This window comes from Mesorhizobium huakuii (assembly GCF_030160235.1).
Taxonomy (GTDB): Bacteria; Pseudomonadota; Alphaproteobacteria; order Rhizobiales; family Rhizobiaceae; genus Mesorhizobium; species Mesorhizobium huakuii.
The window spans coordinates 141,280-154,781 of record NZ_BSNY01000026.1 but is presented as its reverse complement, the minus strand read 5'-3'; the positions used below and the strand labels follow the sequence as shown (position 1 = coordinate 154,781).

At 63.0% G+C, this 13,502-nt stretch carries 13 protein-coding genes and 1 pseudogene; 10 read left to right on the top strand and 4 right to left on the bottom strand.

The features are described 5' to 3' along the window. Positions 1 to 74: 74 nt before the first annotated feature. From QQK95_RS14070 to QQK95_RS14060, 3 genes and pseudogenes are all read left to right on the top strand, one after another. Positions 75 to 209 (top strand): annotated as a pseudogene (locus tag QQK95_RS14070) (response regulator transcription factor); the annotation flags it as partial. Between the two features lie 98 nt (positions 210 to 307). After that, positions 308 to 946, top strand: coding sequence for an acyl-homoserine-lactone synthase (locus tag QQK95_RS14065; RefSeq protein ID WP_095771883.1), 639 nt, complete (start codon positions 308 to 310; stop codon positions 944 to 946). A gap of 14 nt (positions 947 to 960) precedes the next feature. After that, positions 961 to 1,707 carry an enoyl-CoA hydratase-related protein gene (locus QQK95_RS14060; RefSeq protein ID WP_284273329.1) on the top strand — a complete coding sequence of 249 codons (747 nt, stop codon included), beginning with the start codon at positions 961 to 963 and terminating at the stop codon, positions 1,705 to 1,707. Positions 1,708 to 1,762: 55 nt separating this feature from the next. Here QQK95_RS14060 and ppk2 read toward each other — a convergent pair whose 3' ends face one another. Further along, complete coding sequence (ppk2, locus tag QQK95_RS14055; protein ID WP_284273323.1) at positions 1,763 to 2,671, bottom strand: polyphosphate kinase 2; 909 nt, start codon at positions 2,669 to 2,671, stop codon at positions 1,763 to 1,765. Between the two features lie 113 nt (positions 2,672 to 2,784). Here ppk2 and QQK95_RS14050 point away from each other — a divergent pair, with 113 nt between their 5' ends. The 3 genes from QQK95_RS14050 to QQK95_RS14040 all read left to right on the top strand — a co-directional run bounded on the left by QQK95_RS14050 (position 2,785) and on the right by QQK95_RS14040 (position 5,989). Next, positions 2,785 to 4,050, top strand: a complete 1,266-nt coding sequence (locus tag QQK95_RS14050) for an ATP-binding protein (RefSeq protein WP_284273322.1) — start codon at positions 2,785 to 2,787, stop codon at positions 4,048 to 4,050. A gap of 107 nt (positions 4,051 to 4,157) precedes the next feature. Beyond that, positions 4,158 to 4,883 (top strand): phosphate signaling complex protein PhoU, encoded by a 726-nt coding sequence (gene phoU / locus QQK95_RS14045; RefSeq protein ID WP_284273321.1) that lies wholly within the window; start codon positions 4,158 to 4,160, stop codon positions 4,881 to 4,883. A 98-nt stretch (positions 4,884 to 4,981) separates the two neighbouring features. After that, a complete protein-coding gene (locus QQK95_RS14040) occupies positions 4,982 to 5,989 on the top strand; it encodes a magnesium and cobalt transport protein CorA (protein ID WP_284273319.1) in 1,008 nt (335 codons plus the stop codon). Positions 5,990 to 6,092: 103 nt separating this feature from the next. On the opposite strand, the gene QQK95_RS14035 is transcribed toward QQK95_RS14040, so the two are convergent. After that, positions 6,093 to 6,611, bottom strand: a complete 519-nt coding sequence (locus QQK95_RS14035) for a GcrA family cell cycle regulator (protein ID WP_284273318.1) — start codon at positions 6,609 to 6,611, stop codon at positions 6,093 to 6,095. Positions 6,612 to 6,969: 358 nt separating this feature from the next. On the opposite strand from QQK95_RS14035, the gene QQK95_RS14030 reads away from it, so the two are divergent. The 3 genes from QQK95_RS14030 (at position 6,970) to QQK95_RS14020 (ending at position 10,241) form a co-directional block, all read left to right on the top strand. Further along, complete coding sequence (locus tag QQK95_RS14030; RefSeq protein WP_284273316.1) at positions 6,970 to 8,169, top strand: aspartate aminotransferase family protein; 1,200 nt, start codon at positions 6,970 to 6,972, stop codon at positions 8,167 to 8,169. A gap of 16 nt (positions 8,170 to 8,185) precedes the next feature. Continuing rightward, positions 8,186 to 9,097 carry an ornithine carbamoyltransferase gene (gene argF, locus QQK95_RS14025; protein WP_010913394.1) on the top strand — a complete coding sequence of 304 codons (912 nt, stop codon included), beginning with the start codon at positions 8,186 to 8,188 and terminating at the stop codon, positions 9,095 to 9,097. A 112-nt stretch (positions 9,098 to 9,209) separates the two neighbouring features. Further along, positions 9,210 to 10,241: an Hsp33 family molecular chaperone gene (locus tag QQK95_RS14020; protein ID WP_284273312.1), complete on the top strand. Its 1,032-nt coding sequence runs from the start codon at positions 9,210 to 9,212 to the stop codon at positions 10,239 to 10,241. Between the two features lie 182 nt (positions 10,242 to 10,423). On the opposite strand, the gene apaG is transcribed toward QQK95_RS14020, so the two are convergent. Further along, entirely contained in the window at positions 10,424 to 10,816 is a 393-nt protein-coding gene (gene apaG / locus QQK95_RS14015) for a Co2+/Mg2+ efflux protein ApaG (RefSeq protein WP_010913396.1), read from the bottom strand. A 302-nt stretch (positions 10,817 to 11,118) separates the two neighbouring features. On the opposite strand from apaG, the gene QQK95_RS14010 reads away from it, so the two are divergent. Continuing rightward, a complete protein-coding gene (locus QQK95_RS14010; RefSeq protein WP_284273307.1) occupies positions 11,119 to 12,270 on the top strand; it encodes a ceramide glucosyltransferase in 1,152 nt (383 codons plus the stop codon). A 33-nt stretch (positions 12,271 to 12,303) separates the two neighbouring features. Here the strand turns inward: QQK95_RS14010 and QQK95_RS14005 are convergent, their stop codons facing one another. After that, entirely contained in the window at positions 12,304 to 13,494 is a 1,191-nt protein-coding gene (locus tag QQK95_RS14005) for an O-succinylhomoserine sulfhydrylase (protein ID WP_284273305.1), read from the bottom strand. Positions 13,495 to 13,502: the final 8 nt, after the last annotated feature.

Below are 13,502 nucleotides of genomic sequence, written 5' to 3'. Positions count from 1 at the left end.
AGTGGGAATCCTTTTTACCCATTATGCCCGCCCGCACACGGAATTCCTGACAGTCCCCCGTCGGCAAGTCGGAATGGGAGATTTCGCAAATCCTCGGCATCTCCGAACACACGTCGGAGAAACATCTTCTTAACGCCAAAAGCAAACTCGGTGCCGTCAACCGGGTCCAGGCCGTCGCAGAAGCGATAAGGCGCGGCTACATTAGCTAGGTCGGCCGTGCCGACCTACAATTTCTTGCCTACGTGATCACGCAATTTTCTCGTTGAAGCACGGCCGTATCTTCCTCTTAAACCCAGGAGACGACGGCATGCTTTTTTGTCTTACTACTCAAGAATTGATGGAACGTCCCGATCTTTGGGAGGCCGTCCATCGCCTGCGCTACCAGATATTTGTCGAGGAAATGGGGTGGGAGGACCTGCGGCGCCCGGACGGATTCGAGGTCGACCAGTTCGACCATGACGAGGCGGTGCATCAGATCGTCATCAGGGGCAACGAAGTCGCGGGCTATCAACGGATGTTGCCGACCACACGGCCCCATCTGCTGACCGAGGTCTTGGCCGACCTTTCCGAAGGAACGCCGCCATCGGGTCCCAACATCTGGGAGTTGACCCGCTATGCGGTGGCTCCCGGTTTTCGCGATGGCCGTCGCGGCGTCTCGACCGTCGGCACCGAATTGATTGCCGGCTTCGTCGAGTGGGGGCTGAAGCGCGGCGTCGACAAGGTGATCATCGAGTTCGAGCCGATGTGGGTGTTGCGCGCCTTGCAGCTGCATTTCCTGGCGACGCCGCTGGGCTATCAGCGCACCTATGGGAATCAGCAGGTAGTGGCGACCCTGCTCTCCTTCAATGAACACACGCTGGACGTGGTGCGGTCGCGCCGCAATCACCATGCTCCCGTCCTGGCCCGGGGATATCCCGACATGTTCGGCCAAAGGAGGGCGTCATGAGGTTGGAGGCCACCATGAACCCGCACCCGCAACCGGAACTGCGCAACCACACGCTGATCGTCACCGTGTCGTCGAATGACGGCCGGCCGGTGCTCGACAGAAGGGCCTATGAAAGCCTCGCCAGGACGTTCCATGAAGCCGCCGACAATGACGAGGTCCGTGTCGTCGTGCTGCGCGGCCTGGCGGGCTGCTTCTGCCTTGGCGGCGACTTTTCTGAATTCCTCGACGCCACCAAGCACCAGAAGCTGATCGCCGCCGTCACCGACATGTTCCGCACGCTGGCGACGTTCCCCAAGCCCATCCTCGCCTGCGTCGACGGCGATGCCGTCGGAGTCGGCTGCACCATCCTGTTCCACTGCGACATGGTGATCGCCTCGAATGAAAGCACGTTCCGGGTGCCGTTCGTCGATTTCGGCCTTGTGCCGGACGCGGCGACCAGCATCCTGGCGCCGCAGAAGCTCGGCTATGCCGGCGCCTTCCGCTTCTTCTGCCTCGGCGACACGCTCCACGCCGAGGACGCCAGGGCACTCGGCCTCGTCGCCGAGATCGTGCATGACGGCGTGGAAGAGGCGACACTCGGCCGCGCCAGGCAGCTCGCCAAGAAGCCGGTCGCCGCCCTGCTGCAGACCCGTGGCCTGCTCAAGGGAAATACCGGCGTGCTGTGCGACCGCATCGACCAGGAGATCTCGCTGTTCCAGCAGGCGCTTCAGGACGACACCACGCTGCGGCGCCTGCAGCGGATCGCCAGGCTGGCCGCCTGAGCGATCAGGAAAAATCTGCGCCGCGCGGGCCGATGGCCGCGCGGCACAGGAAGCCTCAGTCTTGCTTGCCGAGGAATGACGGCCCTTCGCCGATGATCTTCTTGTCTTCCTTGCCGACGGTATCGAGATCGCGCCCCTCATAAGGCAGCGACAAAAGGATCCGCCGCATCACCGCCAGTCGCGCGCGGCGCTTGTCATTGGCCCGCACGATGATCCACGGCGCGAACGCCTTGTGGGTGCGCTCGAACATGGTGTCGCGCGCCTTGGTGTAATCGTCCCATTTGGTGATGCCGGCGACATCGATCGGCGAGAACTTCCAGCTCTTCAGCGGGCTGTAGCGGCGATCGTGAAAGCGCTCGAGCTGCGTTTCCCGGCCGATGTTCAGCCAGAATTTGAAGAAGTGGATGTCGTCATTGACGATCATCCGTTCGAAATGCGGCGTTTCATCGAGAAACTTCTCATGCTGTTCGGGCGTGCAGAAGCCCATCACCGGCTCGACGCCGGCGCGGTTGTACCAGGAGCGGTCGAAGGTGACGAATTCGCCCGACGTCGGGAAATGGTCGACATAACGCTGGTAGTACCATTGCCCCAGTTCGGTGGGGGTCGGCTTGGTCAGCGCCACGTTGCGCGCCGTGCGTGGGTTGAGATACTGGTGCACCACGAAGATCGTGCCGCCCTTGCCGGCGGCATCGCGGCCCTCGAAAAGCGCCATCACCCGCTTGCCGGTCGCCTGCAGCCATGCCTGCGCCTTGACCAGCTCGATCTGCAATTTCTCCAGCGTCTCGTCATAGTCGTCGCTGTTCATCTTCTTGTCGTAGGGGTAGCCGCCCGCCGTCAGCTTTTTGTCCTCGACCCAGTCCGGAAGCTCGGGATTCTCGATGTCGAATTCCCGTTCCTTGCCGTCGATTTTGATCTTCAGCGGACCTGACGTCGGCGTCGCGGGATTTTCCTTGGCTTTTTTCATCGAGACGAACCCTTTCCAGCTTACGGACTCATGCTATTGGGAGCCTCCATGCCGGTCTAGCAGGAAGTTGCCATACGGCCGGACAGCGCCCGAGAGGGCTATAGGACGCGCGGATGGCTGAGCAAAGCGCAGAGCAGGCAAGTGTGGCGCAAGTCATGGCCATCCGGCTGTGGAACAGTCGCTGGCTGCTCGTCGCTGGCGTTATCGGTATCCTGATCGCTTTTGCCTTCGCGGGGATCTCCGCCTATGTGCTGGTGCCGGCGCTGCTTCTGCTGCCCGCTGCCGCACTGTTGCCGGCCGCCGGCCTGCGCCAGTCCGGCGAGAATACCGCCGCGATCGAGGCGATCGGCCTGCAGCGCCTGTCGGGCGAATATCTGGCGGCGGCCGTCGCCGACCCACTGATTATTTTCGACCGCTCCGCCACCATCGTCCACGCCAACGCCGCCGCCTTTGCTGCTTTTGGCGGCATCGCACCGGGCCTGTCGCTGCCGCTTAAGTTCCGGGCGCCGGAAATGCAGACCCTGCTCGACGGCGTGCTGTCGGGCACGATCGCCTCCGATGTCGTCGACTATACCGAGAAGCTGCCGGTCGAACGGGCCTACCGGGTGAGCGCGTCGTCGGTCGGGCACGGCACCGACCTCTATGTACTGGTGTTCAAGGACCAGAGCGAAACGCGCAGGATCGACCGCATGCGCGCCGATTTCATCGCCAATGCCAGCCACGAATTGCGCACCCCGCTCGCCTCGATCGCCGGTTTCATCGAAACTCTGCGCGGACCGGCCCGCAACGATCCGGCGGCGCGCGAGCAATTCCTGCAGATCATGCAGAACCAGACCGGCCGCATGGCGCGCCTGATCGATGACCTCCTGTCGTTGTCCCGGCTGGAGATGAAGCCCTATCTGAAGCCGGGAACCGAGGTCGACCTGCGCCAGACCGTCGACAGCGTCATCGATTCACTGGCTCCGCTTGCCCGTGAAAACAGTGTTGTCATCGAGCGCGATTTCGCCAAGGGACCTCTCAACGTACCGGGTGATCGCGACGAGTTGTTCCAGGTTTTCGAGAACTTGCTGGAAAACGCCTGCAAATACGGCCAGTCCGGCGGCCGCGTCGTGGTGTCGATCGCCCCCGCCGATGACGGTTCCGAACCGGGCATTGATGTGATCATCCGGGATTTCGGCCCCGGCATTCCCGAGGAGCACATTCCGCGCATCACCGAGCGCTTCTATCGCATCGACGTGGAGACCAGCCGGACCCAGAAAGGCACCGGCCTTGGCCTGTCCATCGTCAAGCACATCCTGACGCGCCACAATGCCAGGCTGACGATCAAATCCGAGGTCGGCAAGGGCGCCGCCTTCTCGGTTCATTTGCCGACGCACTGATACTGCCCTATTTTCCCTGGAACCGTTTCTTTTTTCTGTCATCCGGCTAGCGTATCAGCGGGGATTCGAGGAAACGACTCAAGAACCCGTGGGAAGGCATTTCATCCATGCAGTCCGTGCACATAATGAGCGCCTTTGACGAGGAGCTGAAATATCTGTCGAAGCGTATCGCGGCGATGGGCGGCCATGCCGAGCGCATGGTCGAGCAGGCGGTCGCCGCTCTCGTCAATGCCGATCCGGGACTGGCCCAGAAGGTCATCAACGACGATGCCGTGCTGGATGAGGGGCAGCGCGAGATCGACGACAAGGCGATCATCATCATCGCCAAGCGCCAGCCGATGGCGACGGACCTGCGCGAGATCGTCGGCGCCATCCGCATTTCGGCCGACCTCGAACGGGTCGGCGACCTCGGCAAGAACGTCGCCAAGCGGGTGGTCGCCGTCACCGACGGCCGCCAGCCGACCAGCCTGTTCCGCGGCCTCGAGGCCCTGGCCAATTTGGCGCTGACCCAGCTCAAGGAAGTTCTCGACGTCTACGCATCGCGCTCGGTCGACAAGATCGGCTTCGTGCGTGACCGCGACGACCAGATCGACGCCATGTACACGTCGCTGTTTCGCGAATTGCTGACCTATATGATGGAAGATCCGCGCAACATCACGCCCTGCACGCATCTTCTGTTCTGCGCCAAGAACATCGAGCGCATCGGCGATCATGCCACCAACATCGCCGAGACCATCTACTACATCGTCACCGGCGACCAGATGCCGGCCGAGCGGCCGAAAGGCGACAAGACGGACAAGATCAGCCTTTCGGCGACGCTTCCGGCGAAATGAGCGTTCGTCCTCTCGAACGCCAGATCATATTGCGCTAAACTGTGCCGGCGTTAAGCTTCTCAGGCCTTGGATAAAGGTCCTGCTTTCCGGAGGCTGCGATGGAATATGTCCGAGAGTTCAAGCCCGCGGCGGCGACATCAGGCATCATCGCCTCCAGCGTCTACACGGCCGGGCGGCGTATCGCCGACATTCCGATCGAGGAAGCCGGCGAATGGGCCAAGAAATCGGGACATGTCGTCTGGATCGGGCTGCTCGAACCGGATCGCGAACTTCTGTTGCGCGTCCAGGCGCAATTCCACCTGCATGAACTGGCGATCGAGGATGCCGAGCATCCGCACCAGCGGCCGAAGATCGAGCAATATGGTGATGCGCTGTTCATCGTCGCCCGCACCGCGCAATTGATCGAAGGACGGGTGACTTTCGGCGAGACGCATCTGTTCGTCGGCTCGGGCTATATCGTCAGTGTCAGACACGGTCCGTCGACCTCCTACGCCGCCGTGCGCCAGCACTGGGAAAGCTGCCCGCATTCACTGGCCAAGGGCGAGGACTTCGTCCTCTATGCCATTCTCGATTTCATCGTCGACAACTACATGCCTGTGCTTGAGCAGATCGAGGACGAGGTCGAGGTGATCGAGGACAGGGTGCTTTTGAAGCCGATGACCGGCCCCGATATCGAGCGGCTCTACATGCTGCGCCGCGATCTCCTGCGCCTGCGCAATGCGGCGCTGCCGCTGGTGGAAGTCTGCCGCCGCCTGACCAGTGCCGACCTGCCGCAGATCCATTCAGCCATGCACCCGCTGTTTCGCGACGTGACCGACCATATCCGCACCGTCCAGGAAAAGATCGACAGCCTGCGCGAGGTGCTGGCCTTCGCCTTCGAGGCGAGCCTGCTGGTCGGTCAGAGCCAGGAAACGGCGATTTCCAAGAAACTCGCCTCATGGGCGGCCATCCTGGCGGTGCCGACGGCGTTCGCCGGCATCTACGGCATGAACTTTACCGACATGCCGGAACTGAAGATGGAGTATGGCTACCCGGTCGTGCTGGCCACCATCGCGGCGATCTGCGCGTTTCTCTACTGGCGGTTTCGCAAGAATGGGTGGCTATGAGCGCAGGCAGTAGGCAGTAGCGTAAGAAGCGCCTCGCGAGCGCCGGCCCAGGGCAAATAGGCAGTATTGTCCTACTGCCCAATCCCCACTGCTTATTCCCTATCTATCGGTTCCGCCGCCGCTCTGCCGCCGGCTGGAAGGCGACACGGGCGTGGTATTTGCAATACGGACCGGTTTCGGCGGCTTCGTTGCCGCAGAAGTTGAAGTCCTCCGACAGCGGATCGCCGTTCGGCCATTTGCAGGTGCGTTCCGTCAGCTCGACGAGCTGCAGGTGCCGTGAGATCGGTACCACGACGTTCTCGACCGGGCGGATATAGTGCCGCGCCACCGGTTCGGCGTCGAATTGCGTCTGCAGGGCGGTCGCGCCGATCGATGTCGTGACGTGGCGAGCCGTGCTTGCGGCGCGGGCCACCGACTTCTGAACGGTCGAGCCCTGTGTCGTCTTCTTCTGGCGTGCCGGCGTCGCCGTTGTGCGACCGCGGCCCGACAGCTTCAGGCGGTGCACCTTGCCGATGACGGCGTTGCGGCTCACCCCTCCAAGCTGGGCAGCAATCTGGCTTGCGCTCAGACCCTCCGACCACAATTTTCTGAGAAGTTCGACCCGCTCGTCAGTCCAGTTCATGAGACCGCGCTCCTGCTAAGCGTGCGGCAATCAGAATCCTTTCCCGACCCAGCACCACTGCTGGGGCAGACACCACATATATCTGGTGATTAGGTCCGCCGCACGAAATCTAGTTATTTCTCGACTACAATTACCTTATGCGCTGACTCGGTGACAAGAGTCCCAAGTGCAACACGAATCGGTTTTTTCGGTTTTCCCCAACTTGCCCGGTCGCTTATGAGCCGGCGTCTCGTCAGGGGGCTTGCCGCGTGCCACTACGCGACGTTTTCGTTGACTTCATGGCCGAAAAACACGATAAGCCGCACAAGGCCGCCGCTTTGGCGGCTTTTTTGATTTTCCGGTACCGGAGACGCATATAATGAGCGGTTCGGCGCTTTACGAGACCTTTGCTCGCGCTCCCCTGGCTTTCGACCACGGGGAAGGCACCTGGCTGGTTACCGACAAGGGCGAGCGATATCTCGATTTCGCCGGCGGCATCGCGGTCAATTCGCTCGGCCACAGCCATCCGCATCTGGTCGCGGCGCTGACCGAGCAGGCGGCAAAGCTATGGCACGTCTCCAATCTGTATGAGATCCCCGGACAGAGCCGGCTCGGCGAGCGCCTGGTCGATGCCACATTCGCCGACAAGGTGTTCTTCACCAATTCCGGCGCCGAGGCGTTGGAATGCGCGATCAAGACGGCGCGGCGCTACCATTTCGTCAAGGGCCATCCCGAGCGCTTCCGCGTCATCACCTTCGAAGGCGCCTTCCATGGCCGCACGCTGGCGACCATCGCGGCCGGTGGCCAGTACAAATACCTTGAAGGCTTCGGCCCCAAGGTCGAAGGCTTCGACCAGGTAGGCTTCGACGACATCGATGCCGCCGAGAAGGCGATCACGCCGGAAACCGCCGCGATCCTGATCGAACCGGTGCAGGGCGAGGGCGGGATTCGGCCGGTCCCGACGCAGTCACTGAAGCGGCTGCGGCAGCTTTGCGACCAGCACGGCCTGTTGTTGATCTATGATGAGGTCCAGTGCGGCATCGGCCGCACCGGAAAGCTGTTCGCGCATGAATGGTCAGGCGTGACGCCCGACATCATGGCGATCGCCAAGGGCATTGGCGGCGGCTTCCCGATGGGCGCTTGCCTTGCAACCGATGAAGCTGCTGTCGGCATGACGGCTGGCGTGCACGGCACCACCTTCGGCGGCAACCCGCTGGCCATGGCAGTCGGCAATGCCGTGCTCGATGTGGTGCTGGAGGACGGCTTCCTCGAGGACATCCAGCGCAAGGCATTGCTGATGAAGCAAGGCCTGGCGGCGATCGCCGACGAGTTTCCCGATGTCATCGAAGGCATCCGGGGCACAGGTCTCATGCTTGGCCTCAAATGCGCCATGCCCAACACCAAGGTGAACATGGCGCTGCGCGACCAGCATTTGCTGGCGGTTCCGGCCGGCGACAATGTCATTCGCCTGCTGCCGCCGCTCACCGTCACCGATGCCGAGATCCACGAAGCGCTCAACCGCATCCGCGCCGGTGCCAAAGGCCTGGCGGACGCCATCGCCGTGGCCGCTGCGAAGTAATTCCGGAATATTGCTGATGTCAGTTCGCCATTTCACCGATCTTTCCACCGTTTCCGAGGGTGACCTACGCTTCATGCTGGACGACGCGGTGGTGCGAAAGGCGCGCCTCAAGGCCGGCGAGCGCACTAGGCCGCTCGAAGGCAAGGTGCTGGCGATGATCTTCGACAAGCCGTCGACGCGTACACGCGTCTCCTTCGACGTCGGCATGCGCCAGCTTGGCGGCGAGACCATCATGCTGACCGGCACCGAAATGCAGCTTGGCCGCTCCGAAACCATTGCCGACACCGCCAAGGTTCTGTCGCGTTATGTCGATGCGATCATGATCCGCACCACGTCGCATGACCGGCTGCTGGAACTGACCGAGAACGCCACGGTTCCGGTGATCAACGGGCTGACGGACGACACCCATCCGTGCCAGCTGATGGCCGACATCATGACCTTCGAGGAGCATCGCGGTCCGGTGGCCGGCAAGACCATCGCCTGGACAGGCGACGGCAACAATGTGCTGCATTCGCTGCTCGAGGCCTCGGCGCGGTTCCGCTTCAACCTCAACGTCGCCGTGCCGGAAGGCAGCGAGCCGGCGCAGAAGCATATCGACTGGTCCAAGGCGCATGGCGGCAAGCTGCACTTCACCCGCTCGCCCGAGGAGGCCGTCGACCAGGCCGACTGCGTCGTCACCGATTGCTGGGTGTCGATGGGGCAGGAGCATCGTGCGCGCGGCCACAACGTCTTTTCGCCCTATCAGGTCAATGCCAAGCTGATGGCGCATGCCAAGCCGGATGCACTGTTCATGCACTGCCTGCCGGCGCATCGCGGTGAGGAAGTGACCGACGAGGTCATCGACGGACCCCATTCGGTGGTCTTCGACGAGGCCGAAAACCGGCTCCACGCCCAGAAGGCGGTGCTTGCCTGGTGTCTTGGGGCTTGAGGTGGCTTGGGGTTTGAAAGGCCTGGGCGCTTGATCTGCGGGGGCGCGATGCCTATCTGCGCCGCATCACGCAAATCAAGCGCGTTTGGACGCATGCACCCCAGGGGGCGGCATGGCCGCGCCCTGGAGCTTTGTCATGTTGGAAACGCATCAAGTGACTGAACATCACCCCAAACTCGGCGAGTTCGGCTATGCCGGCGACGACCATGTCGTGCCGTTCGAGGTCGGCCCGCTCGACGTGCGCGGCCGCACCGTGCAGCTCGGGCCGATGCTCGACGCCATCCTCGGCCGCCATAATTATCCCGAGCCGGTCGCCCGCCTGCTGGCGGAAGCCTGTGTGCTGACGGTGCTGCTCGGCACCTCGCTCAAATTCGAGGGCAAGTTCATCCTGCAGACCCGCACCGACGGGCCGGTCGACATGCTGGTGGCGGATTTTAGCACGCCTTCGGCACTGCGCGCCTATGCGCGCTTCGACGCCGACAGGCTCGAGGCTTTGGTCGCGGCAGGTGAGACATCCCAGCAGACGCTGCTCGGCAGCGGCGTGCTGGCGCTGACCATCGACCAGGGCGCCCATACGCAGCGCTATCAGGGTATCGTCCAGCTCGACGGCGAAACCCTGGAAGACGCAGCGCGCACCTATTTCCGCCAGTCGGAGCAGATCCCGACTGATATCAGGCTGTCCGTGGCCAAGCTTTTGACGCCCGGCGTCGGCGGCGCGCGCGAACAGTGGCGCGCCGGCGGCATCCTGGCGCAGTTCCTGCCGCAGTCGCCCGAGCGCATGCGCGTTCCGGACCTGCCCGGCGGTGATGGCGATCCGCGCGACGAGATCCATGATCCCGCGGACAATTCCTGGCAGGAACTGCTGGCGCTGCTCGGCACGATCGAGCCGACCGAGCTGATCGATCCGACGATCGGCGCCGAACGGCTGCTCTATCGCCTGTTCCACGAGCATGGTGTGCGCGTCTTCGGCGGTGTTCCCGTCGCCGACCAGTGCTCATGCTCGCGTGACAAGATCCGCGGTATCCTCGAGGGTTTCTCCGCGCAGGAGATCAAGGACTCGACCGAGGACGGCGGCATCCACGTCGCCTGCGAATTCTGCTCGAAGCAGTACGACTTCGACCCGGCGGAATTCGCTGCGCAGTGAAGTTCCTTGCCTTCTCCCCGTTTACGGGGAGAAGGTGCCCGAAGGGCGGATGAGGGGCAGCGCTAACTTCGGCGAATGGCCGTGCGCGGACCCGTCCTCGACGATATCTCGGGAAGGCTGGCGCCGCCCCTCATTGCCCTGCCGGGCATTTCTCCCCGTAAACGGGGAGAAAGACGCTAGTCTCAATTCACCGTCCGCCTGGTCCCCGGCAGATCCAGCGAAAAAGCCGGGATGGCGATGTCGAAGGTCTCGCCGCGCTTGTTGCGCATCGTGTAGTGCCCGACCATGATGCCTGATGGCGTCGAGAGCGGGCAGCCGGACGTGTACTGATAACTGTCGCCGGGATTGAGTTCGGGCTGGTCGCCGACGACGCCCGGGCCGCGCACTTCCTCCACCCGGCCGGCACCGTCGGTGATGTGCCAATAGCGCGACAGAAGCTGCACGAATTCGTCCGACTGGTTGTCGATCGTTATCTGATAGCCCCAGACATAGCGGTTCTCGGAAGGATCGGAGCGGTCCTCGAGGTAGAACGGCCTGACCTGCACTTCGATGTTGCGCGTGACGGCGCGGTACATAAGCGGCTCCAAAACAATCTAGAGTATGATCCCGAAAAGTGGGAACCGGTTTTCTCGGACAAACGGGTTTTCCGTTTGTCCAGAGATCATGCTCAAACCAACAGAACCTTTCGGCGCTCCCGGCGACCAGGTCAACGTGCGCGTCTTGTCGCGCCTGACCTTGAAACGCAGGTGCCGGCAAAGAATGTCATTTAAGTGACACATGACAATGGTGGTGTGCACAAACCGGGCGACTCGGCGCTCTGTCGAACTGTTGAAAACGGCCATACGCCGGCCGTCTCTTCTGGAGTGACCAGATCTCGATGGAATTCGCTCTCGTAACCGCCTCGCTTTCGACTGCTCTTGTCCTTTCAAACGCCGCCAGCATCCTGCTCGCCGCATCACAGCTGAAACGGCGCACCACGATCGAGCGACCGGCCGGCAAATCGCCCGCAGTATCGATTGTCATACCTTCGCGCGGCGTCGAACCGTTCACGCAGGAGACGCTGGAGCGCGCCTTCTCGCTCGACTGGCCGCGCTACGAGCTGATCTTCTGCGTCGCCCATGGAGACGACCCGGTGGTCAGGCTGATCCGTGCCGCCATTGGCCGCTTTCCAAAAGTGCCGGCCCGGCTGTTGATTGGCGACGACCGTGTCAGCGCCAATCCCAAGCTCAACAATTGCATCAAGGGCTGGGAAGCAGCGCGTCACAACTGGGTCGTGCTGGCTGACTCCAACGTGCTGATGCCGGGAGACTACGTCCAGCATCTGATGGCGGCGTGGCGGACGGATACCGGCCTTGTCTGCTCGACACCGATCGGCTCGCGGCCGGAGGGCTTCTGGGCCGAGGTCGAATGCGCCTTCCTCAACACGCTCCAGGCCCGCTGGCAGTATGCCGGCGAGGCGCTCGGCCTTGGCTTTGCCCAGGGTAAGAGCATGTTGTGGAACAAGCCGATGCTGGATGCCAATGGCGGCATCCGCGCGCTGGCCGCCGAAATCGCCGAGGACGCCGCCGCGACCAAGCTGGTTAATGGGCTTGGCCTGCGCGTCAATCTTGTCGCGGCACCCTTCGAGCAGCCGCTTGGCCGGCGCACGCTTGGCACGATCTGGTCGCGCCAGGCCCGCTGGGCGCGCCTGCGCCGCGTCACCTTCCCGCGGTTCTTCGCGCCGGAAATCCTGACTGGTGCGGTGGTGCCGCTGATGCTTGCGCTGGTTGCGGCGGCAAGCGCCGGCTTCAGCCTGCCGCCGGTCGCCATCGCCGTGCTGGCGGCCTTCTACCTTCCGGAATGTGCCCTGGCCTGGTCCAAGGGCTGGCACCTGTCGCCGCGCGCGGTCGCGGCGATGATTGCGCGGGACTTGATGCTTCCAGCCATGTGGGCGCGCGGCTGGCTCGGCGGCGCCGTCGACTGGCGCGGCAATGCAATGATCATCGGCACCAAGGCGGCCGAACTGGAAGAAACGCCGTCGCGCGCCTGATCGCGGCGCGGACGACGCGGCCTCGACGGCTCCCTATTTGGCAGCCTTCAGCGCCTGCGCGATGTCTTCCAGAAGGTCGCCGGTATCCTCCAGGCCGACCGACAGCCTGAGCGTGCCTGGTCCGATGCCGAGTTCGGCGCGCGCCTCGTCGCTCAAATTCTTGTGCGTGGTCGTGGCCGGATGGGTAATCAGGCTCTTGGCATCCCCGAGATTGTTCGAGATCAGCACGATCTCGAGCGCGTTCTGCAAGGCGAAGGCCGCCTGCTTGCCGCCCTTGACGTCGAGGCAGATCAGCGTCGAGCCGCCCGACATCTGCTTCTTGACGATCTCGGCCTGCGGATGGTCGGCGCGTCCGGGATAGATGACGCGGGCGATCTGCGGCTGCTCGGCCAGGAAATCTGCGATCTTGCCGGCGCTCTCCGTCTGCTGTCGCACGCGCAGCGGCAGCGTCTCCAGGCCCTTCAGCAGCGTCCAGGCATTGAAGGGCGACAGGCTGGGGCCGGTGTGGCGGAAATAGTCATGCAAATTCTCGTCGATCCACTTCTTGTCCGACAGGATCACACCGCCGAGACACCGGCCCTGGCCGTCGATGTGCTTGGTCGCCGAATAGACGACGATATGCGCGCCGAGCTGCAACGGCTTCTGCTGGAGAGGCGTGGCAAAGACATTGTCGACGACGAGCCGCGCGCCGATCGAGTTGGCAAGCGATGCGACGGCTGCGATGTCGACCACTTCCAATGTCGGGTTGGTCGGGCTTTCCAGGAAGAACAGCTTGGTGTTGGGCCTGACCGCCTTTTCCCAGTTGGCGATATCGGTGCCGTCGACCAGCGTCGCCTCGATACCGTAGCGCGGTGCCAGCGTCTCGATCACCCAGCGGCAGGAGCCGAACAGCGCGCGCGCCGCCACGATGTGGTCACCGGCCTTGACGCTGCACAGAAGGGCCGCCGTCACCGCCGCCATGCCGGATGCCGTGGCGCGTGCGTCCTCCGCGCCTTCCAGCGCGCACATGCGCTTTTCGAACATGTCGACGGTCGGATTGGCGTAGCGCGAATAGATGAAACCGGGTTCCTCGCCCTTGAAACGGGCTTCAGCGGCTTGCGCCGTTTGATAGACATAGCCCTGGGTCAGGTACATCGCCTCGGAGGTCTCGCCGAAGCCGGAACGCAGGGTTCCGCCATGCACGAGGGCTGTCTGAGGCTTCCAGTTGCGCTTCTTGCTGCTCATCGCTTTGT

Bases quoted from the DNA above. Each gene is read 5' to 3' on its own strand.
- QQK95_RS14065 (WP_095771883.1), top strand. From the start codon at position 308: ATGCTTTTTTGTCTTACTACTCAAGAATTGATGGAACGTCCCGATCTT.
- QQK95_RS14060 (WP_284273329.1), top strand. From the start codon at position 961: ATGAACCCGCACCCGCAACCGGAACTGCGCAACCACACGCTGATCGTC.
- ppk2 (WP_284273323.1), bottom strand. From the start codon at position 2,671: ATGAAAAAAGCCAAGGAAAATCCCGCGACGCCGACGTCAGGTCCGCTG.
- QQK95_RS14050 (WP_284273322.1), top strand. From the start codon at position 2,785: ATGGCTGAGCAAAGCGCAGAGCAGGCAAGTGTGGCGCAAGTCATGGCC.
- phoU (WP_284273321.1), top strand. From the start codon at position 4,158: ATGCAGTCCGTGCACATAATGAGCGCCTTTGACGAGGAGCTGAAATAT.
- QQK95_RS14040 (WP_284273319.1), top strand. From the start codon at position 4,982: ATGGAATATGTCCGAGAGTTCAAGCCCGCGGCGGCGACATCAGGCATC.
- QQK95_RS14035 (WP_284273318.1), bottom strand. From the start codon at position 6,611: ATGAACTGGACTGACGAGCGGGTCGAACTTCTCAGAAAATTGTGGTCG.
- QQK95_RS14030 (WP_284273316.1), top strand. From the start codon at position 6,970: ATGAGCGGTTCGGCGCTTTACGAGACCTTTGCTCGCGCTCCCCTGGCT.
- argF (WP_010913394.1), top strand. From the start codon at position 8,186: ATGTCAGTTCGCCATTTCACCGATCTTTCCACCGTTTCCGAGGGTGAC.
- QQK95_RS14020 (WP_284273312.1), top strand. From the start codon at position 9,210: ATGGCCGCGCCCTGGAGCTTTGTCATGTTGGAAACGCATCAAGTGACT.
- apaG (WP_010913396.1), bottom strand. From the start codon at position 10,816: ATGTACCGCGCCGTCACGCGCAACATCGAAGTGCAGGTCAGGCCGTTC.
- QQK95_RS14010 (WP_284273307.1), top strand. From the start codon at position 11,119: ATGGAATTCGCTCTCGTAACCGCCTCGCTTTCGACTGCTCTTGTCCTT.
- QQK95_RS14005 (WP_284273305.1), bottom strand. From the start codon at position 13,494: ATGAGCAGCAAGAAGCGCAACTGGAAGCCTCAGACAGCCCTCGTGCAT.